Below are 20,480 nucleotides of genomic sequence, written 5' to 3'. Positions count from 1 at the left end.
TGCTCCCCTATTCGATGACCAAAAAGGCATCGGCATTGTTGCTGGGATCGATATACAAGCCATTCTTGTACTGGCCTTTGGAGCGCAAGGTGCGCGACGTCACGAGAGCGGGCCGTTTGTCCTTCCACTGATCCATGACAAGGATCCCGTCCAGCGCCTGCCCCATATACAGGGCCGCGTGATTGCCATGTTGCTGATTCGCATACTTGCCGTTGACGAAAGTGGCAATGGCCGTGCCCTTGCGCAGCAAACGGTTACCGAGCACTGCCTCGCCCTGCTTCCACGCCAGGGTGGCTGGGCCCCCCCCGTAATGGCGAACCAGCGCCACGCATTGATGGTTGCCGACCATGGCGGTTTTTTCCAGGTCGTCGACTTGGGTGCACGTGTAGGACATGGGACTCTCCGGGGGGGGGAGAGGCTGACGATACATGGGGGAAACTGTGAGGGGGTTGAGGTGGGATAAGGTTTGGGGGGCTTGGTACTCGGGGCGGCGGACTAGGATATTGCGCTGAAGCGCCGAGTTCCGCTCAAAAATGGGAGAGGGGGACTCCTATCATCGAGGTTCCGCCTTAATCCCCTCCATACCAACATAACTCTGCCTGGTACATGCCCCCAAATATGCCCCTTCGCCTTAAGCTCCCTAGCTGACTCAAAGCAGAGACGTCAAAATGGCGCTGGTTAAGTAATTTCTGACACAAGCGAGAGGTTCGCTTTCGGCCATTTTCTGTTCATAGGCAGAGGGCGGCACATTCACATACGTTTACTCCCGACAATTCATTCCATCAAGGTATTAATGTAGTTTAAATCATGCTATATTGGCAATTAGATTCACGAATTACTACGCGAAAGAGATAAATAATGACAATGGACTGGAACTTGTTGACATCAACCAAAAGGTTGGGTCGTGAATCTACGCCTAGCGCCGCTGACACGCGATCCGAATATCTTCGCGATTGGGACCGGATTGTGTATTCAAGCGCTTTCCGACGCTTACAGGATAAGACTCAGGTTTTTCCTTTATCCGAAAGCGACTACGTGCGCACGCGACTGACACATAGCATCGAAGTTTCGTCTGTAGGACGATCTCTGGGAACGTTATGTGGTGAATTTATTTTGCAGAAGGTTCCTAGATTAGAAATGGCGCCACATGATTTCGGAAGTATCGTAGCAGCGGCATGCCTTGCGCACGATATTGGAAATCCCCCTTTTGGTCATTCGGGGGAGGATGCAATTCAGTCGTGGTTTGCACTTCACGGCAACGAATTCTTGTTGGAGTTGTTGCCCTCCGAAAAACTGGATTTCCTTAAGTTTGAAGGCAATGCTCAAGGATTTCGACTCATCACACGGTTGCAAAGCTCTATAAATCGGGGTGGCTTCCAGCTTACCTACGCCGTACTTGCTGCGTATACGAAATATCCCAGAGGCTCAACAATATTGAAACGTACAGAAGGATATGTCAGCGAGAAAAAATTCGGATATTGCACCCATGATGCAGAAAATTTCAAGGCAATCGCGAGCGAGACAGGGCTAAACAAGAAGTCTGAAGGTACCTATGGACGGCACCCACTGGCGTTCCTGATGGAGGCCGCTGATGATATTTGCTACGGTATCGTCGATCTCGAAGATGGCCACCGACTGGGTCGGGTCACTTTTTCCGATGCGTGCGACCTGTTGTCGCCGATTGCATTTCCGGGGGAGCAAAAACCTAGTTCGTCGTATAAATTGATCGAAGACAAAGCCGGCCAAATTGAATACTTACGTGCGCGATCAATTGGAAATTTGATTCTTGCAACTGTAGAAGTTTTCAAATCAAATTACGATGAAATTATGGAAGGACGATTTGAAAAAAGCTTAGTTAGTCAATGTACGTTTTCCTCGGATCTTGAAAAAATTTCACTACTCTCTCAAACGCAAATTTACACAACGCCTGCGGTGCTACAAATTGAAGCCGCTGGTTTCGAAATTCTTGGCGGCCTCCTGGGGAAGTTCGTTCCTGCTCTATTAACGCCAAAAACCGAACGGACAGCAGCCCACAAAAAACTGGTGCAAATCGTTCCCAAACAGTTTGCTGTTGACGGAACGCCATACGAAAAACTACTCGGAGTTACGGACTACATTTCGGGGATGACTGATTCATTCGCGCTCACCTTATTCCGCCGGCTAAACGGGATTGAACTTCCAGGTAATTCAATCTGACCGATCAATTCAGTGTCACCTCCTTGCTCAAAAAACCTTCAGCAGACTTCGAAGCCTACTCTTGGCGGAAATTTAAATTTCCACGCCTCGGCAAAGCTGGACCTACACGCTACGAGGCTGCTGATTGTGTTTTGTAACCAGGTGCGAGCTGAGCACTCCCAACTCCGTACAACACCAACGGATCTTTGAGCCATAAGCGATATACGTCATCGTCTAGACTATGATCGGCGGAGCAATCAACATGTAGCTGACGCAAGATGTAACCAGCCATGGCGGCGCGAACCTTCAAATGAAGTACGCCATCCGCCATAGAGAAATCTCTTTTCACGATTTCAGGGTATTTACGATCGGGATGAGGTACAAGATCCAATTCGACGATACGATTCCATTGATGATCCTGTGAAGGTTGTTCCAATTTTTGTGGCGCGCTGGAATCAACCAAGCCAGCGTGATCGACTCGACTGATGACGAAATCAAGGAACCTCTCTTGCTTGCGATCATACGCACGGACGTGCCAACGGAGCCCGTCCGTCGCTAAGGCAAATGGAACAATCTCGCGTTCTGAGGCGCCACTCGTCGCTGAGAAATATTTTATTGCAACAACTTTGCCCAAGAAAATCGCTCGTGTGATTGGGGCTAGGATTGATATTTTTATGCGATTCAATGCTGGGGGGAGCTCACACGGCATCAAAGGTCCCTCAACAGGATTGATCCCGTCGCCAAATCCTTGCGAGAGCGCGGTTATGACACGTTCTGGAACATGTTCGAAAATCGGCGTGAATTCATCACGGATTGCATAGGCCTTTTCGACATTGTCAAAAACGATGTTGTTCGGGGCCAACTCTTTATAAAAAGCGAAATCTCTCGTCGCACCAGCCGAGGCAACTCCAAAGCGATCCATTACGTCTTGCCGCCCAACACGCCCAAAAAAATACAGTTTGAATTCGATGTACGCGAGGCGCTCGCGCTGATTGTGAGAAAACTGCGCCAGTTCGGCGCTTTTGTCAGTGGAGGAAATTTGCATCTCGCTAGTATCGTACAAGATAGAGCTTGCGTCAAACAGAAAAAATCGGTTGACCTAATCAAAATGATTCGATACCATACTCATCAATGACAGCGATTTGAGAGGAGCAAAAATGATGCAGCAAAAATAAAACAGGGCAAGCTAAAAAGCTTGCCCTGAGTGAGCCTAGCGTTAAGCCAGATTCGGGTGTGAGAACCGTGAGTGTGTCTTCGTTGGGTTGCCTTGTCAAGTTTTCGAACAAAGTTGTTGGCTCGCCGTTCGGCTATTTGGACGTCGATATGTAAATTCGAACTAGGAAAATCCTCACCATGACATCACTTAACATACCGGTCAATCTTGACCACCTCAATACTGTGCCAGAGCACAACGTTTCTTCCACAAAAGAGTCTCTAGCTCACAATGCCTGGCGTACCGTTCTCGTCGCTGATGAGAGTCTAGATTTCAAGGAAATTCAGGTCGAAGCGACCCGCCCAACTGGCGAGCAAATTCTCATCGCTTCCGTCGGATCTATTTTTTCAGATGCCGTGTTGCTTCAACTGTTACCGACCGGGGAATTGGAGGGCATTCGTCTCCAAGAAAGTCCAACATTAGAAGTTAGCAACAAGTTCTTGGTCGTTCGATCAGACCGCAGCTACTACTTCACCATCGACGGGGTAAAGTTGGAATGGCCCCATCGCTTGATTTCCGGGTATGCAATTCGGACACTGGGACGGATTGGCGTTGAGCGGGACATTGTTCTAACGCGCTCTGCTGATAAGCTGGAAATTGTGACAGACAGTGATTTAGTGGATTTAGATCTCCCTGGAACTGAAGTACTAAACACGAAGCTGCGGAGCTGGAAGCTGCGTGTTCAAGCAGTCACTATGGATTACACGGAGTACTCCGTCAAAGTAAGTGACGCCATGAAGCGTGCTGGCTTTGATCCGACGAAAGCGTGGCATATTTTTCTCATCGTAGAGGGACAGCCAAAAAAAGAGGTGACCATCGACACGATCATCGACCTCCGCACACCCGGCATCGAAAAGATCCGCTTAATGCAACGCAACGTGGACAATGGAGATGGGTTGAGCGCGGAGGCGGTACATGGCTTTGAGCTTCTGGATTCCGACACAGCTTATCTCGACAGGTTGGGGTTGCAATGGGAGACAATTCTCGCTGAAGATCGTCGGTGGTTACTCATCTACGGTTACCCTCTGGGCGAGCGCTACGTACCAGCACTCGTATCACTCGCGCTTGACATCCCAAAGGACTATCCGGCCGCCCAAATTGACATGTTCTACTTCGCGCCGGCAGTGAGTCGAATGGATGGGCATCCAATTCTAAGCACACAGGTCCGTGCCACTATCAAAGGTGCAGAGTTTCAGGGGTGGTCCCGGCACCGAAACAGTTCGTCGGCTTGGGACGCCGCTGTGGATAACGTAGCTACACATCTGGCACTGGTCGACAGTTGCTTGGACCGGGAGTTCGGCGAATGATCCCGATAACTACACTTACCATGGACGAGGGTACTAACTCACGTCTTCTTGCCCACTTGTATCCGGGCGACGGACTAGAAGCTGCTGCAATCCTCGTTTGCACTACCGTACCTGGGCCGCGTGTCCGGCTGCTGGCCCGTGATCTCATCCTAGTTCCCCACGGAGAATGCGGTCGCCGTACTGAATCGTCATTAACTTGGCCTGGCGCTTATATTGAGCGTGCAATTGATCAAGCTGGACAGGGGCAACTTTGCCTAATGCTCGTTCATTCACATCCAACTGGGTATCCAAGTTTTTCGGCGATGGACGATGCGAGTGATTGTGCTGTAATGACGAGTATCTTCGAAGCAGGAGGTGATATCCATGGGTCTGCCGTGGTCCTCCCAAACGGCACCATGCTGGCGCGGCTTTACAATAAATATGGGATCACCGTCCCGGTCGATCTGATCTCGATAGCTGGCGACGATTTGCGCTTCTGGTGGAACGATGACCTAAAAAGTGCCGGCAAGCGACCAGTCGCATTTACTTCAGCGATGACGGCTGAGCTTTCTCGCTTAACCGCATGTGTTATCGGCGTTTCGGGGACGGGATCGATTGTCGCGGAGCAGGTCTGTCGACTTGGTTTTGGCCGGGTCATCCTGATTGACCACGATATAGTTGAGGAAAAGAATCTTAACCGGATTCTTAACATGACGAATCTCGATGCACGGCTTAGACTCCCGAAAGCTCACGCGTTTGCGGCTCGCGCCAATCAGTTTAGGAGCGAAGACTTCGTCACGGGAATTTCCGAAAACATACTGAGTCGTACGGCAGTGCTTGCAGCATCTCAGGCAGACGTAATTTTTTCATGCGTTGACACGCACAGGGGACGATCCGTTGCTGATCGAATCGCATCGTCATTCCTAATGCCGCTGTTTGACGTCGGGGTGGCAATCCCTACAAGAGCGGCCGGAGACCGTTTCGTGATTGATGAGGTGACGGGCCGGGTTGATTACGTGAAGCCTGGAGGTGCAACGCTTGCTGATAGAGGGGTATATACACCATCTACATTACAAGCCGAAGCCCTCGCGGAATCGGATCCACATGCCCACGCTGTACAGGTCCGTGCTGGATACATTGAAAGTATCCCTGAGCAGGCTCCATCGGTTATCTCTTTGAACATGCGAGCAGCGAGCGCATGTGTCCTGGAATTTATCGCACGAGCCTACCCTTTTCGACATGAGCCTAACAAAAAGTATGCCCGGACGCGATTTATGCTCGCCGAAGGACTGGAAGAGCACAGCAAGGAAGCAGACTTTTTAATCGGATCTAATCAGTTGCGAGCGCGCGGGGGATGCGAACCTTTGCTTGGCCTGCCGACACTGGCACCAGCCCGACAGCGATATGAAAAGGGACTGCGATGAATCTCAAAATCTTATGGCTTAAGCTAAAAGACGCGGTCCTTCCGACACGGGCGCTCCGAGTGTTGAACTCGGATGAAGTGCCGTCATGCTTACCCCGCCGGGATCTAGTTCTTTGTAGTCTACACGGCGAGGAGTGGTGTATCGGTATGAGATGTCCATGTGGTTGCAAGCAACGAATCGAATTACCGCTACTAGAAGAGGTGAGGCCTCGCTGGCAGCTCAATTTCGATAAGCGAGGAAAGCCAACCTTGAATCCATCGATTTGGTTACGGGAAGGTTGCTGTTCACATTTCTTCGTTCGTAGTGGCAAGATAATTTGGGTGTAATCGTTCTTCACTGCAGATCACTCTGCGTAGAAAGTACCACGCAGAGTGATCTGTCCCAACGGCAGTTTTAAATTTGACTTGAGGCGGTACCATGCAGAAGATCGATCATGAACTCGTTGTTTCACCAACCGACCTGACGACTTTCGTCGATAGCCCGTTTGCCAGTTGGATGGCCCGTGCGGAGCTGGAGGACCGGTCGGCTGCGGTCCAGCGTGACGAACCCGATGGTTTGATGACCCTACTTGGAGAGCGCGGAATCGAGCATGAGCGCGCTAAGCTTGAACAGTTCAGAAGTGAGGGGCGCACTATATTCGAGGTACCAACGGGCGGTTCTTCACGAGACCGCTTGGCCGCGACAGAGGTTGCACTTCGTTCTGGTGCAGACGTTATATATCAGGCCTATCTCGCGCTGCCGCCGTTTGCTGGTTTCGCTGATTTTCTGGTTAAAGTTCCCGGCCGATCCAAGCTCGGTGACTTTCACTACGTAGTGTGGGACACCAAGCTTTCTTCGATAGTCAAGCCCACTTACCTACTTCAGACTTGCTGTTACGCCGAAATGCTTGAGGCTGTGCAAGGCATCTTGTCCGAAACATTGACCATTGCGTTAGGTAGTGGCGTTGATGAGTCGTTTCGGACATTGGATTTCATGTCATATTATCGTGCGATCAAGGCCGAATTTCTCCACGCCCAAGCCAACTTTAGTAGCGCCGATCATGCTGATCCAGGAAAGTCGGAGTCGTGGGGAAATTGGTCAGATTTTGCGAACCAGCTTTTCGTCGAACGAGACCATTTAATCCAAGTCGCGAATATTCGAAGAAGCCAAATAGTTCGTCTAAATGCTGCTGGGATTGCAACGATGCTTCAGCTTGCTGAGCTGCCAGCGAATGCCGACGTGAAGGGGATCAACGGGCCGATGTTAGCCCGCCTTCGTGCGCAGGCGGCGATTCAGTGTGGTAGCAAAGGGCTACCCAAGCCGCTTTATTCCGTCGGAGCAATCCCAGGTCAGGGCCTTGCACTTCTGCCGCCATCATCACCGAATGACATTTTCTTCGACATCGAGGGCTTTCCGCTGGAGAAAGGTGGACTGGAATATTTATGGGGTAGCGCATATTTTGAGGGCAACGAGCGCAAATTTCTTGATTTGTGGGCACACAACGCCGAGCAAGAAAAGCAGTGCTTCATTGATTTTATTACTTGGGCATATGCCCGCTGGGTCGCCGACCCGTCAATGCACATCTACCACTACGCAAGCTATGAGATCACAGCATGTAGGAAGCTAATGGGGCGACATGGAGTGTGTGAGATGGAAGTTGATCAACTGCTGCGTAATGAAGTATTCGTTGATCTATATAGGATTGTTAAAGACGCACTGCTGCTTGGTGAGCCTCGGTATTCGATCAAGAACGTCGAATGTCTTTACCGGCCGAAGCGGGCAACTAACGTTGCCAATGGAGGGGACTCCGTGGTGGTCTACGAACGATGGCGTACAGAGTTTCGCCGTGACAATCCTGGGGAAATTCCGCCTCGGGATTCTTGGACGACCTCAAGCGATCTTTCGAACATACGCGACTACAACAAGGATGATTGCGATTCGACACAAGAGCTTGTTGTGTGGCTCCGCGAGCAGCAGGCTCAACACAGTATTGCCTACTCAGGCAAAGAGGTTGTGGTTGCGGCGCCCGAGTCAGAGGAACTTACGAATCTCATCGTGCTGAGGGACGCGTTGCTTGCCAAGTCGATAAACGACAATAGCGCGAGCTCGGGTAGTGGCGGGGTTGCCGAGATCCTGGCTTGGCTCCTTGAATTTCATCGCCGTGAAAGCAAGCCTGTGTTTTGGCGAATGTTCGACCGGATGGCTAAAAATGAAGAGGACTTGTTTGATGATTTGGATTGTGTTTCGGGGTGCGAGCGTACTGAAATTCCGCCGTTTAAACAGGGACCTCGAGACAGAAACTTGACATACCAATATCAATTTGACCCATCTCAAGAATGCAAGGGTCAGCGTGGCACCTACTACATACTTGGACAATTGGAAGACAACAAGGTAGAGGTTGTAAGTATCGATACTTCGCTTGGACTTATTTGCGTCAAGTCAGCTAAAGAGCCGCCTCGACGTATCACGTTGATTCCCGACGAATTCGTGCGGCCTTTGCCTATACCGAGTGCGATCGAATATGTCGCAACGCGTTATCTTCAGTCTGCAGGCGGAATCGACGCTATCTTGGATTACCTGCAGCGTACGCCTCCGGACATTGCTGGAATAGAAAGGGGGCAAGCTATCCTTTCAGCGGATGAGACTACCGATAGCCTTGAGGCAACCATTGCTGCGGTAGTTGGCATGCAAAATACTTGCCTTACAATTCAAGGTCCACCCGGAACTGGCAAGACTTACACTGCATCGCACGTCATCGCGCAGCTGATGCGCGATGGAAAAACGGTAGGCATCACCAGCAATAGTCATAAGGCAATTAACAACCTGCTGATCGGTGCAGCGACGGTTTGTAAGAAGCAAGGAGTTGCCGCAACTTTCACATGCACCTCAAATACGGATGATCGGCTAGGTGAACTAGGCGTCGTCGTAACCGAAAACAAAGGACTACTTGATCGTATTTCACCGGCAACTGTCGTTGGCACAACGGCGTGGGGATTTTGCCGTCCTGACGTGGAAAAGAAGTTCGATTATCTCTTCGTCGACGAGGCGGGCCAGGTAAGCGTGGCGAATCTGGTTGGTATGAGCCGCGCAACAAATAACATCGTTTTGATTGGTGATCAAATGCAGCTTGGCCAACCGACGCAAGGAACTCACCCAGGAGAAAGCGGCATGTCTGCACTGGACTATTACATGGGTTCGCAAGCAACAATACCCGACGATCAAGGGATTTTTTTGGGAACAACTTGGCGCATGCACCCTAATGTGAATGAGTTCATTTCAGACGGAATTTACGAGGGCAGACTATCCGCAGCGGAAGGGAATGAGCGTCAGGTCGTACGGGTCCCTAACGGCTACGAAGGAGTTCTTAACTTGGAGGCCGGTGTTCTAGTCGTACCTGTGGAACACGCCGGAAATACTCAAGGGAGCGACGAGGAGGTTGATCAAATTGCCGTTCTTACGCAGGAGTTGATTGGACGGACGATGATTGCGAGAGATGGGACTGAAAGTTTGGTTACTTGGGAGGATATTTTGTTTGTAGCCCCGTACAATTTTCAAGTCAACAAACTCAAAAGTAGGCTGGCTAGTTTGCCCGGTGGAGAGGCCGCTCGCGTAGGAAGTGTTGACAAATTTCAGGGACAGGAGGCCGCCATAGTTTTCTTATCGATGTGCAGCAGCGATGCGAATGAATCTGCGCGTGGGTTAGACTTTTTGTTTGACGAACGCCGCCTCAATGTTGCTATATCTAGGGCAAAGAGTTTGGCTATTGTTGTGATGAGTCCTTCACTGGCGACGACTAGAGTTTCGACGCCCAGCCAGATGAAAAAGGTAAATGTCCTTTCTCGTTTATCCGCAATGCAATAGCGAACTATGATGGACTAGGGCACCACGGGAGCGTATGACTACAAGCTAAATGTTCCCTGCTCCTAACGAAAACGACAGCTTTACTGTCGTAGTAGCGGGTGCATCGGCAAGTGGTTGTTATTCTCCGGCCGCCTAATTCCACGTCCGGTGGTTCAAGACTGCGTGGCGTAGGTACCATCGTGATTGCGGCCGCACAGTTGCTTGAGTTGAAGGCTTAAGTCGGGCATCGCATACCCTTAAATCAAACTTGGGGTGATCGAGTCAGTTAAGTGTTCTGGCCACCGTGCTTGCCGCAGCAAGGACGGTCTTTTAGAAGTCTCAGGACACCGCGCTCGTGTATTGGGTGCGTCTACTGCTTACCCGCGCCGCATGCGCGTATGGCGCCGCGATCCGCTCCTTTAGAAGCCTGATCGCGGTGAGACCAATTACCCAGGGTGCATGGGGTGTGACTCACACACCTTTTCGACCCACGAGGAGCAAGGATGGCAAGCAGCATTCTGCAGCAATGATAGCCGTAGATCCGCTGTCACTGGCCTGCGTTACTGAGAAATCCGTGGCGATTCAGAGATGCGGCGCTCACGGGAAGTCGGTGCTGAGCCGACGCTTACGGCGCAACACCGTCTACGTCAACACCAAATGCGGCGAATTCCCCTAACACATTAAGATCACCAGGCGCGCTTCGGTATGAGTTCGGGACGATGTGCTGGCTTGGAGAGGTAGGCACCACCACACCAGTTGCGAATTGCACGACAAGCGGATCGTCAAACCCGTGCCCGCATTGAGCAGGTTCTCATCGTTCTAGGCAAGTGGGTGGCAAAGCACGGCGCTCCATCCGCTTAGTGCACCATGATGCATTTGTGCAGAAAGGCCGAAAATTACTCCCCCCAGAAACCTCTAGGGGTTAGCTAAATGCCAAGGAAGATGGTGAACTACCTCATCGATTCGTCGAAATAACGATTCATCCATGTCTTTATAATTAGATCGAAGAGTTCTGGTGGCCGATGCAACATTTAGTGTAGACAAGCTTCGTGGATTTGATGCCGGTAACGGCGCCGTAACATCTGAAATCACTATCACCGTAATTTTCTTTACGTTATTTACTAAACAATGTAGGAGTCTGGTATTTCCGTCGATCACAATAAGTTGGCCATCCATTTCCTCTAAAATTGGAGGGCAAATAATCGAGTGCGAACCATCATTTAATAAAACCTTCTTTAAATCAAATAGATCCAACCCAAGAGATTTTAAGTCTTCAATATGCCGCTCCATTTGAAACACCTTAAATTCTTTAACAGATTTTTGTAGAACCAATATTTCTCTTGAAACATCGATGCTTTTAATAGAAATTTCAGCATTCTTATAAAATGAAATTTTTCTTAATCGATCAAACAGTTCTTCTGGTGCACAATCAAGAAAAGGGAATTTTATTTTTTTAATTTCTTTCGGAAAAACAAATTTACTTATTTCATTCGATACAATACCTAAAATAACGGAGTCATTTGCATAGGAATACAGCCGCAACTTACCAGAAGTATAATCTTTATCATCTCCAATTTTTCCGCGAAAATCGCTGATTACTGCTCGTCCATATGCTGATGGAAGATCGAACAAAAACCCATCTATCGGAAGAGTACTTTCATCATCGACCGAAAATATCGTAGCTCCAAGCTGACTCAACAAAGATCTTCGCCTCAATTCGTTTCGATCGCTTGTTTTTGAAACAATACATGTGATTTCGACGCCCCTCCTCGCAGCAGACGAAATAGCTAAAAATGAAAAATCAACCCAATAAGTTGAAACTCCAACAAAGTAGAATTTTTCTTCACATTGCTTTAACGATTTGATCATTAACAACAACTTCTCATCATACCCCTGATAAATTCGCGTCGAAATATCAGTCCGGATTTTTGAGCGTTCTTTACGCAAAAAATTAGCGACTGAGTTCTCGCCAGACTCGTGCAGAATTTTCTTTTTATTCGCATCAATGTCAAAATCAGTTGACCGTATATTACCCGTATTTATTGAAATAACATACACATCCGGTTGAAGTGATGATTGAATGTAAGTCGCGCTCGAAATTACAGCATTAGCCAAAGATTTCAAGAAATCCAAAAGCCTGCTTGGTTTTTCTGATTCTTGAACTTCTTCACAAAGTCTAAACGCAAGTATTTCTGAAAGAATGCCCCTATCCAACTCGCCATCTGCCCTGGTGGAAAACACATAAGACGGAAGATTACTTACAGCGCCGCCATCAATGAGTAGGGACGAGCCAAACGGGACGGCCCTATAGAAAAATGGAATTGTAGATGAACAACGGACGGCAAAGGCGACACTGTCGTCAGGCGTTGTTTCCCGCGACCAAATTTTCGGTTGACCAGAAACCAAGTCGGTTGCAACTACGTGAAGCGGCAACCGAAGTTCTTTAAAGGTAATCGGTCCAGCTAATCCTAACCCACGCTCCGGACCAATAATTTCTCGCAATTGCTTTTCCATCCAGGATTCAATTTTTGAGGAGCTATGCAGTCCAGAATTGAGCGCAATAGTAGCAGCTTCCTTCCATCGCCCACGAGTAAATAACCGAGCAGTCCTAATCAAGTATGAGTTGCGAAAAAAGTTCGCTTCTTTTTTGCCGGAAGGAATAATAAAAGAAGGAAAGTCAGTATCATCCATCAATTTACTGAGCTGCGGCGCATCATAACCAGCCGCAATCAATGCGGCTACAATCGAACCACCGGATGTACCCGCAACACGACCAAAATTAATTCCTGCTTTTCGTGCAGCGGCAAAGGCACCAGCGTGTGCCGAAGCCCGCACCCCACCACCTTCAAACACACCCCAGCAATGGGAAAAATATATTGTAGACATATTTAATTTATTATATATAATTTAATTATACTAATGCATCAGCCAATTTATTTTTGGCAACCTCAATCAGACTTGGGTGACAATATTTTTCCAGTCCAGTCAAGACATCCTCCAATGCTCCTTCCTCTTGGCAGACCTCACGCAAAAAATTCTTAACTGTTGCCGAAAGCTCAAAGTCCAATTTTGCAGCTAGATTTACTGCCCTAGATGCCTGAATTAGCGGCAAAATTACTTCATCAGATTGAAATTCCACAACCTTATCTTGGATCGCAGCTATCGCACCAATCTCAAATATTTCAGACTTGTCAAAAAATTGATCTGGCTTAAATATAATTGAATTAAATGTATAGTCCGCAGTAAATGGAAGCGTATTAAAATCAACATCCAGAGAATGCCGTTTAATATGATAAGTATTGGGTAAATCCCAAGCATCAAAATAAATAGTTGACTCCCTTCTTCCTGCGCCGCCAAATACTGTCGGCGTAGCCTGCGCGCCTAATATCGTTACAATAGAACTACTTCCTGATGCAACCATATCGATATCGTTTGATGAACGAATGACGGAGTTGACTATTTCGTCTATTCTATCGCGAGCCCAGCCGCCAAATACGACTGCCTTAATTCCCTTATTTTGCATAGTTTTTATATGAAAGCAAAAAATCGGATCAGAGAAAATTAATTCATTGAACTTATTCTGCATATACTCGACATACTTCTCCAGCAAAGACGACGACAACTCTCTATTTGCAGGAAAAGGCCGATCGGAAGATAAAATCTTTACGGGGAGAACCGGAAGTTGAGTTATCATTTTTCCATAAATAAATTTATTAATTTAACCATGCACGATTCTACTTTAATTTAAATTTTCTTTAGAAATTCTTGAGGTAACCAAGAAAAATTAGGGCGGAAATGGTGTACACACCACAGGCTACAGCGAAAATGCCATTTTTACCAAGAATAATTTTTATCATGGCACCAACGGCTCTCCCCTTAATTCTGTTCCGTTGAGCACAAAGTGCGAATAAGGCAGGAGTGAAGTTAGCTGACCGGCACCGCCGGTTAGCTAACTTCACCTATCCTGCCCCGCTTCGCGCAGCGACTAAACCACAAAAATCGTCGGACACAACTTCGACCAAACCATTTTTTTGCAGGTACGAGAGCAAATTTAGCAGGAATGTATGCCGAAACTAGCACGGTAGTTCCGCCCCGTGCAGCGACTGAACCCTTAAATCACCGGGTAATACCTCGGTCGAACCATTTTTTTGCAGGTACGAGAGCAGATTTAGCAGGAATGTATGCCGAAAGTAGCACGGTTGATCAGCGGCAATAGGCAGCGTTCAAGTGGGAACATTTGACATGCATCTGAGCCGACCTTGATCAATGTCAGCAACAAATTTTCATAGTCTGCTTTACGAGTTCTACACGGCAATAGCGCACTTCTCCTCCGATGGCTGCGCCTTTCCGCGTGGACAGAAAGTGCCCCCTTGGAGGCGGTCAAAACGATTGCTGGCAGGTATTGATGGCGTGAGATGCCAGCAGTCGCATGCACATGTGGCGGCGATACAGAAACAGGACCAATAAAATCGGGGCCGCGCCAATGCATCTATCGCATGAAGAATGCGCTGTCGAATGCCCAATTTTTAGCAGCTAAAGCTTCCACGAACCCGCTCCTGTGTCCAGTCTTGATCTCACACATAGTGCGCGGCAGGCTTGATCCAAGTGGCATGGCAGGCCGATTCTTGTTGCACCAGCGATTACGGCATTCGATACTGGACCCATGTTTTCGGAATAATGATTGCGAGCGCATCTAGACGAAGGACGAATCGGTCGCAGGGTAAGGTCTGCGGCATATGCCATCCGCCCCGGTGCTGCCGCTGGCATTTTTGATTCACGAAGGGGGACGCCATGAAAGCAGCGACAACCGAATACCTGAAAGAGCGCCGCGTGGAACCGCGCATGAGCGAAGAGCGCTTCATCCGCCTGGGCGAAGTGCTGGCAACCTGCGGCAAGTCACGCAGCAGCGTTTATGCGGGCATCAAGGAAGGCACATTCCCTGCCCCAGTCAAGCTGCAAGGACGCTCCTCAGCCTGGCTCAGGAGCGAGGTGCTACGCTGGATGCAAGCGTGTATCGAGGCCAACAGACCTGCAGACACGGTATGCTCAATAATCGACAATTCATCAAGCATCAGGCCAATCGGTAACAAAGGAGCCTGAGCCAAATGAAGCGGGAGATACCGGCGGCATAGAGACGCTCACCTCCGCCGCTGCGCCACCCTGGCATCCCTCATGGCCTCGATCAAGTCATCTTCATCAATGCCCAATCCAAGGCAGCCAAAGATGATGTCGGCACAGTAGTCGTACAGCAAATCAATCACCTCTACGCTGCGCTCCTTCTGGATTTTCTCCAGCATGGCCTGCATGTCGCTTCGCACGGCTTCATCGGCCTCGACGCGGCTCAGCGCCGGGAATACAAGGCCGTGCAACCGCTCCAGCGCTTGCCTTCCAACCTGGCTTACGCAGCGCTCCACCTTTCTATCGTCCATGGCAACTGGAAGCAGGCAATGCCGCCTGACGGGCTTCGGTGGACGCATGTGGGCCGCGTCGAATTCTGTGCGCGGGTCCAGCCCCTCGTGCAGCATCTGGCGTGCGACTGCGCGGCGGCATCGAGCAAGCGTTGGCGATACCTCCGGGTAGTGGCCGAATGTCAGGGCATTTTCCTTGCCGTCCTTCTGGCGAAATTTCATGCGCCAGACCTTCGAGCCAGTCGGCATGACTTCAACATACAGGCCGTAGCCGTCGAATAACTTGAATGGCTTGTCTCCAGGCTCGGCCTGTATCAGCTGCTGCTCAGTCAGAGGTTCAATTCGTCTTGGCATGGCTGTCTCCTTAACGACGCGGCGCTGGCCACACCAGTTCCAGCGATCCATGATGGCCTGGCTGCGGCGTATCACCGCGCTCCACGGCTTCCAGGTAGTCAGCCCACTCCTGCATCATCTTGCGGCGCTCCGACAGGAACTGGGCGCGGTCGTAGGCGCTGGCCACCTTGTCCTTGGGCGCGTGCGCCAGCTGGCGGTCCACCACCTCATGGCGGTAGCCCAGGCGCTCCTTGATGGTGCTCATGGCCAGCGCCCGGAAGCCGTGGCCCGTCATGCGGCCCTTGTAGCCCATGCGGGCCAGCGCCACCAGCAGCGTGTTGTTGCTCAGCGGCTTGTCGTGGTCGCGCTGGTTTGGAAACAGGTACGTGCCGCGGCCGGTGATGGTGTGCAGCTGGCGTAGCAAGGCCAGCGCCTGGCGCGAAAGGCAGACGTGGTGATTGGTCGTGTCGGGGTTGACGGTCAGCTTGCCGCGCTTCATGCGCTGCCAGGGAATGATCCACTCCCCCTTCTCCAGATCGACTTCGCTCCATGGCGTTTCTATCAGTTCACTGGTGCGCACGAAGACCAGCAGCATCATGCGCAGCGCGATGCGCGTCGGCTCGAACATGCGCGCCTCGTTGCGCGCCAGCGTGTCCAGGAAGGCGGGTAATTCATCGGCGTCGATGGCGGCGTAGTGCGAGGCGCGCTTGGTCTTCAGGACGTCCTTCATGTCCACCACCAGGTTGCGGTCGGCCAGGCCGCACTGGATGGCGTAGCTGAATATCTGCGAGCAGACGGCTTTCAGCCGATGTGCAATCTCGGTCGCGCCGCGCTCCTCGATCTTGCGCAGCGTGGCAATCAGTTCGCGGTGCCGGATTTCCGTGATTGGCCGGTCGCCGATGCTTGGAAAAATATCGGCTTCCAGGCGCTGCAGCATGTTCTTGGCAGTACGCTCGCTCCATGTCGGCACCTTGTTCGCGTACCACTCGCGGGCGATTTTCTCGAAGGTATTGGATGCTTTTTCGGCGGCGAGCCGCCTGATGTCGTCGCGGTGCTTGGCGGGGTCAACTCCATTCAGCAGCAATCGGCGCGCCTCTAGGCGCTTTTCTCGCGCATCCTGTAGCGTGACTTCTGGATAAGGGCCGAAGGTGAGCCGATTTTCCTTGCCATCCAATTGGCGAAATTTCAAACGCCAAATGCGCGAACCGCTGGTTGCGACTTCAAGATAGAGTCCACCGCCATCAAATAGCTTGTACGGTTTCTCCCTGGGCTTGGCATTCCTGACCTGCATCTCGGTCAGCGAAACGTTGTTCTTGGCCATGGTAGTCTCCCTCGGCACAATGCCGGAAACTACTTTTGACCCACTTCCGGGGGCAAGGTTCCTAGAGCCGGGGGCATACGACCTGGGTAATGCCCCCCGATGAGCTGGATGCAGCTGGACAGTACTGGACGCCAGAATACAAAAAAACCGCTTTAGCACGGGCTAAAACGGTTTTTTGTGGACGTTCTTGGACTTCCTTGAACTGGCCAATTTGTATCCTTGGCGGAGAGAGGGGGATTCGAACCCCCGATAGGCTATGAACCTATACACGCTTTCCAGGCGTGCGACTTCAACCACTCATCCACCTCTCCTGCAGGCAATGCGTCTACTTACTCGCATTGCGTACTATTTCTCGCTTGTCGCGAAGCCGCAGATTATAGCAAAGATTCTACGGACTGCCAAAGTTATTTACTGTGGGGTAAAACATTCAGGCATCGAAAGCAAACCCGGAAGGACTGGGGTCGGACCTGCAGGGGGCCTGCGTCCCAGTGGGACGCAGGCCGATCCCGCAGGGACTGACCTTCTTAAGACGCTTCCTTCAGCTGATCCAGAATCGCCGGGTTTTCCAGGGTCGAGACGTCTTGCGTGATCGTCTCGCCCTTGGCCAGCACGCGCAGCAGGCGGCGCATGATTTTGCCGGAGCGGGTTTTCGGCAGGTTGTCGCCGAAACGGATTTCCTTCGGCTTGGCGATCGGGCCGATTTCCTTGCCGACCCAGTTGCGCAGCTCCAGGGCCAGCTTCTTCGCCTCCTCGCCGGTCGGACGCGCTTGCTTGAGCACCACGAAGGCGCAGATCGATTCACCTGTCGTGTCGTCCGGACGGCCCACCACGGCCGCTTCGGCCACCAGCGGGTTGGCCACCAGCGCCGATTCGATTTCCATCGTGCCCATGCGGTGGCCCGACACGTTCAAGACGTCATCGATGCGGCCCGTGATGGTGAAGTAGCCCGTTTCCTTGTTGCGGATGGCGCCGTCGCCTGCCAGGTACATCTTGCCGCCCAGTTCTTCCGGGAAATAACTGGACTTGAAACGCTCGGGGTTGTTCCAGATCGTGCGGATCATCGATGGCCATGGACGCTTCACCACCAGGATGCCGCCCTGGCCGTTCGGCACGTCCTGGCCCGCCTCGTCGACGATGGCGGCCATGATGCCCGGTAATGGCAGGGTGCAGGAACCGGGGACCATCGGCGTGGCGCCCGGCAATGGCGTGATCATGTGGCCGCCCGTTTCCGTTTGCCAGAAGGTATCGACGATCGGGCATTTCTCGGCGCCGATGTGCTTGTAGTACCACATCCACGCTTCCGGGTTGATCGGCTCGCCGACCGTGCCCAGCAGGCGCAGGCTGCTCAGGTCGTAGTTGCTTGGATGCACTTTCGGGTCCACGTCGGCCGCCTTGATCAGCGAGCGGATGGCCGTCGGCGCCGTGTAGAAGATGCTGACGTTGTGTTTCTTGATGGTTTCCCAGAAACGGCCCGCGTTCGGGTAGGTCGGGATGCCTTCGAACACCACTTGCGTGGCGCCCACGGCCATCGGGCCGTAGGCGATATAGCTGTGGCCCGTCACCCAGCCGATGTCGGCCGTGCACCAGAACACGTCGTCCGGCTTGATGTCGAAACTCCACTTCATTGTCAGCGCGGCCCACAGCAGGTAGCCGCCGCTCGAATGCTGCACGCCCTTCGGCGTGCCCGTCGAGCCGGAGGTGTACAAGATAAACAGTGGGTGCTCGGCATCGACCCATTCCGGCTCGCATTGCGCGCTCTGGCCTTCGACCAGGTCGTGCAGCCAGGTGTCGCGGCCGGCCACCATCGGCAGGTCGCTGCCCGTGCGTTGATACACGATGACGTTTTTCACGGAATCGCAGCCGCCCAGCGCCAGCGCTTCGTCGACGATGGCTTTCAGGGGCAGCTTCTTGCCGCCGCGCAGTTGCTCGTCGCCCGTGATGACGGCCACGGCGCCCGCGTCAATGATGCGTTCCTGCAAGGATTTCGCCGAGAAGCCACCGAACACGACGGAGTGCGTGGCGCCGATGCGCGCGCAGGCCTGCATGGCGGCAACGCCTTCGACGGACATCGACATATAGATGATGACGCGATCGCCCTTGCTGATGCCCTTGGCTTTCAGGCCGTTGGCGAACTTGCAGACTTTTGCGTGCAGTTCCGTATAGCTGGCCTTGGTGACGCTGCCGTCGTCCGCTTCGAAGATGATGGCCGTCTTGTCGCCCAGGCCGTTTTCGATGTTGCGGTCCAGGCAGTTGTACGACACGTTCAGCTGGCCGTCCTCGAACCATTTGTAGAATGGGGCGTTGTCTTCGTTCAGGGTGCGGGTGAACGGCTTTTTCCAGCTCAGGTTCTCGCGCGCCAGCTTGGCCCAGAAGCCTTCGTAGTCGCGTTCGGCGTCGGCCACCATGGCGCGATAGGCATCCATGCCGGAAATCGTTGCCTGCGCGGCAAACGCCGCCGATGGTTCGAATACGCGCGACTCTTCTGGTCCCTGCTGCTGTGTGCCCTGCCCTTGGTTCTCTGTACCGGCCATGCTAGTCTCCAGTGTAGTAATTGTTTGCTAACACCATATCGCCCGTGTCTTACGGACGCCTTACATGGTGCGTTTTTCACCGCATCAATTCTAACCAACTTCGCGGCCGCCGGTCGGCGACCGGCGCGCGGCCACGCATGATGCAGGTTTTTTTGTCCCGCTCGCACTTAATTTGTGTTGGTTTGCGCTCGATCAAGTTCCTCTTCCGCAATCAAGGGCATGCGCAGTGAGGATCAGCAAGTGTAAAATGTCGGGCATACCAAAAATTGGTATTTACCCCCAGGAAACTCCAGATGATCGACCACTTACAAAAGCCCAAACATAGCAAACTGCATCCCTTGTCCGCCTTCATCTTCATGTCGCGCTGGCTGCAACTGCCGCTATACCTGGGCCTGATACTTGCCCAATGCGTGTACGTATTTCATTTCTGGGTGGAACTGTCGGACCTGATCGGCGCCGTGTTCGGCAATGACGCGGCCCTGCAGCACGTCTTGACGGCCGTGGCCGTACCGGGTGGCGCCCTGCCCACCAAGCTCAATGAAGCGACCATCATGCTGGTGGTGCTGGGCCTGATCGACGTGGTCATGATCTCGAACCTGTTGATCATGGTCATCATCGGCGGCTACGAAACGTTTGTCTCGCGCATGCACCTCGACGACCACCCGGACCAGCCGGAATGGCTGTCGCATGTGAATGCGTCCGTGCTGAAGACCAAGCTGGCGATGGCCATCATCGGCATCTCGTCCATCCACCTGCTGAAGACCTTCATCAACGCCAACTCGTACAAGATCGAAGTGATCATCGCGCAAACGGTGATCCACATGGTCTTCATCCTGTCGGCGATGGCGATTGCGTACACGGACCGCATCATGACGGTGACGCAGAATCAAGCCAGGGCACCCCACTAAGTTCTGGCGCTCCTATCCTATACTGATTAGCAAACAGCAAACAGCATCAAAGTCCTACCCTT

At 51.9% G+C, this 20,480-nt stretch carries 14 protein-coding genes and 1 tRNA gene; 7 read left to right on the top strand and 8 right to left on the bottom strand.

The features are described 5' to 3' along the window. Nucleotides 1-7: 7 nt before the first annotated feature. Nucleotides 8-394, bottom strand: coding sequence for a BPSL0067 family protein (locus tag AC3RCJ_RS07170; RefSeq protein ID WP_492960313.1), 387 nt, complete (start codon nucleotides 392-394; stop codon nucleotides 8-10). Between the two features lie 464 nt (nucleotides 395-858). Here AC3RCJ_RS07170 and AC3RCJ_RS07165 point away from each other — a divergent pair, with 464 nt between their 5' ends. Further along, complete coding sequence (locus tag AC3RCJ_RS07165) at nucleotides 859-2,196, top strand: deoxyguanosinetriphosphate triphosphohydrolase (protein ID WP_492960311.1); 1,338 nt, start codon at nucleotides 859-861, stop codon at nucleotides 2,194-2,196. Nucleotides 2,197-2,305: 109 nt separating this feature from the next. Here AC3RCJ_RS07165 and AC3RCJ_RS07160 read toward each other — a convergent pair whose 3' ends face one another. Next, complete coding sequence (locus AC3RCJ_RS07160) at nucleotides 2,306-3,220, bottom strand: WYL domain-containing protein (protein WP_080698845.1); 915 nt, start codon at nucleotides 3,218-3,220, stop codon at nucleotides 2,306-2,308. 308 nt (nucleotides 3,221-3,528) lie between these two features. On the opposite strand from AC3RCJ_RS07160, the gene AC3RCJ_RS07155 reads away from it, so the two are divergent. The 4 genes from AC3RCJ_RS07155 (at nucleotide 3,529) to AC3RCJ_RS07140 (ending at nucleotide 9,938) form a co-directional block, all read left to right on the top strand. After that, nucleotides 3,529-4,695, top strand: a complete 1,167-nt coding sequence (locus tag AC3RCJ_RS07155) for a multiubiquitin domain-containing protein (protein ID WP_492960308.1) — start codon at nucleotides 3,529-3,531, stop codon at nucleotides 4,693-4,695. After that, nucleotides 4,692-6,098: a ThiF family adenylyltransferase gene (locus tag AC3RCJ_RS07150; RefSeq protein ID WP_492960306.1), complete on the top strand. Its 1,407-nt coding sequence runs from the start codon at nucleotides 4,692-4,694 to the stop codon at nucleotides 6,096-6,098. The genes AC3RCJ_RS07155 and AC3RCJ_RS07150 overlap by 4 nt, the downstream gene beginning before the upstream one ends. Further along, nucleotides 6,095-6,424 (top strand): ubiquitination-like system serine protease family protein, encoded by a 330-nt coding sequence (locus tag AC3RCJ_RS07145; RefSeq protein WP_080698846.1) that lies wholly within the window; start codon nucleotides 6,095-6,097, stop codon nucleotides 6,422-6,424. Before AC3RCJ_RS07150 ends, AC3RCJ_RS07145 begins: the two co-directional genes overlap by 4 nt. 91 nt (nucleotides 6,425-6,515) lie before the next feature. Continuing rightward, nucleotides 6,516-9,938: a TM0106 family RecB-like putative nuclease gene (locus AC3RCJ_RS07140; RefSeq protein WP_492960304.1), complete on the top strand. Its 3,423-nt coding sequence runs from the start codon at nucleotides 6,516-6,518 to the stop codon at nucleotides 9,936-9,938. An 894-nt stretch (nucleotides 9,939-10,832) separates the two neighbouring features. Here AC3RCJ_RS07140 and AC3RCJ_RS07135 read toward each other — a convergent pair. Both AC3RCJ_RS07135 and AC3RCJ_RS07130 read right to left on the bottom strand, forming a co-directional pair. Continuing rightward, nucleotides 10,833-12,803, bottom strand: coding sequence for a patatin-like phospholipase family protein (locus tag AC3RCJ_RS07135; RefSeq protein ID WP_492960302.1), 1,971 nt, complete (start codon nucleotides 12,801-12,803; stop codon nucleotides 10,833-10,835). A gap of 25 nt (nucleotides 12,804-12,828) precedes the next feature. Next, the gene (locus AC3RCJ_RS07130; protein ID WP_492965279.1) at nucleotides 12,829-13,611 is read right to left on the bottom strand and encodes a hypothetical protein; all 783 of its coding nucleotides are present in this window, start codon (nucleotides 13,609-13,611) and stop codon (nucleotides 12,829-12,831) included. A 1,097-nt stretch (nucleotides 13,612-14,708) separates the two neighbouring features. Between AC3RCJ_RS07130 and AC3RCJ_RS07125 the strand changes: the two genes are divergently transcribed. Beyond that, nucleotides 14,709-15,017: a helix-turn-helix transcriptional regulator gene (locus tag AC3RCJ_RS07125; RefSeq protein WP_492960298.1), complete on the top strand. Its 309-nt coding sequence runs from the start codon at nucleotides 14,709-14,711 to the stop codon at nucleotides 15,015-15,017. Nucleotides 15,018-15,055: 38 nt separating this feature from the next. Here AC3RCJ_RS07125 and AC3RCJ_RS07120 read toward each other — a convergent pair whose 3' ends face one another. From AC3RCJ_RS07120 to acs, 4 genes are all read right to left on the bottom strand, one after another. Next, nucleotides 15,056-15,679 carry a DUF4102 domain-containing protein gene (locus tag AC3RCJ_RS07120; protein ID WP_492960296.1) on the bottom strand — a complete coding sequence of 208 codons (624 nt, stop codon included), beginning with the start codon at nucleotides 15,677-15,679 and terminating at the stop codon, nucleotides 15,056-15,058. A gap of 10 nt (nucleotides 15,680-15,689) precedes the next feature. Beyond that, entirely contained in the window at nucleotides 15,690-16,979 is a 1,290-nt protein-coding gene (locus tag AC3RCJ_RS07115; protein ID WP_492960294.1) for a tyrosine-type recombinase/integrase, read from the bottom strand. Nucleotides 16,980-17,199: 220 nt separating this feature from the next. Further along, nucleotides 17,200-17,290: transfer RNA gene (locus AC3RCJ_RS07110), tRNA-Ser, on the bottom strand. Between the two features lie 213 nt (nucleotides 17,291-17,503). Then, nucleotides 17,504-19,510 (bottom strand): acetate--CoA ligase, encoded by a 2,007-nt coding sequence (gene acs / locus AC3RCJ_RS07105; protein WP_492960292.1) that lies wholly within the window; start codon nucleotides 19,508-19,510, stop codon nucleotides 17,504-17,506. A 293-nt stretch (nucleotides 19,511-19,803) separates the two neighbouring features. Between acs and AC3RCJ_RS07100 the strand changes: the two genes are divergently transcribed. Further along, nucleotides 19,804-20,418, top strand: a complete 615-nt coding sequence (locus AC3RCJ_RS07100; RefSeq protein ID WP_070291168.1) for a YqhA family protein — start codon at nucleotides 19,804-19,806, stop codon at nucleotides 20,416-20,418. Nucleotides 20,419-20,480 lie beyond the last annotated feature (62 nt).

It is taken from the genome of Janthinobacterium sp. GW822-FHT07H11 (assembly GCF_058798615.1).
This window is presented reverse-complemented; position numbering and strand designations above follow the sequence as displayed.

Bases quoted from the DNA above. Each gene is read 5' to 3' on its own strand.
- AC3RCJ_RS07170 (WP_492960313.1), bottom strand. From the start codon at position 394: ATGTCCTACACGTGCACCCAAGTCGACGACCTGGAAAAAACCGCCATG.
- AC3RCJ_RS07130 (WP_492965279.1), bottom strand. From the start codon at position 13,611: ATGATAACTCAACTTCCGGTTCTCCCCGTAAAGATTTTATCTTCCGAT.
- acs (WP_492960292.1), bottom strand. From the start codon at position 19,510: ATGGCCGGTACAGAGAACCAAGGGCAGGGCACACAGCAGCAGGGACCA.
- AC3RCJ_RS07140 (WP_492960304.1), top strand. From the start codon at position 6,516: ATGCAGAAGATCGATCATGAACTCGTTGTTTCACCAACCGACCTGACG.
- AC3RCJ_RS07155 (WP_492960308.1), top strand. From the start codon at position 3,529: ATGACATCACTTAACATACCGGTCAATCTTGACCACCTCAATACTGTG.
- AC3RCJ_RS07125 (WP_492960298.1), top strand. From the start codon at position 14,709: ATGAAAGCAGCGACAACCGAATACCTGAAAGAGCGCCGCGTGGAACCG.
- AC3RCJ_RS07145 (WP_080698846.1), top strand. From the start codon at position 6,095: ATGAATCTCAAAATCTTATGGCTTAAGCTAAAAGACGCGGTCCTTCCG.
- AC3RCJ_RS07150 (WP_492960306.1), top strand. From the start codon at position 4,692: ATGATCCCGATAACTACACTTACCATGGACGAGGGTACTAACTCACGT.
- AC3RCJ_RS07115 (WP_492960294.1), bottom strand. From the start codon at position 16,979: ATGGCCAAGAACAACGTTTCGCTGACCGAGATGCAGGTCAGGAATGCC.
- AC3RCJ_RS07100 (WP_070291168.1), top strand. From the start codon at position 19,804: ATGATCGACCACTTACAAAAGCCCAAACATAGCAAACTGCATCCCTTG.
- AC3RCJ_RS07160 (WP_080698845.1), bottom strand. From the start codon at position 3,220: ATGCAAATTTCCTCCACTGACAAAAGCGCCGAACTGGCGCAGTTTTCT.
- AC3RCJ_RS07135 (WP_492960302.1), bottom strand. From the start codon at position 12,803: ATGTCTACAATATATTTTTCCCATTGCTGGGGTGTGTTTGAAGGTGGT.
- AC3RCJ_RS07165 (WP_492960311.1), top strand. From the start codon at position 859: ATGACAATGGACTGGAACTTGTTGACATCAACCAAAAGGTTGGGTCGT.
- AC3RCJ_RS07120 (WP_492960296.1), bottom strand. From the start codon at position 15,679: ATGCCAAGACGAATTGAACCTCTGACTGAGCAGCAGCTGATACAGGCC.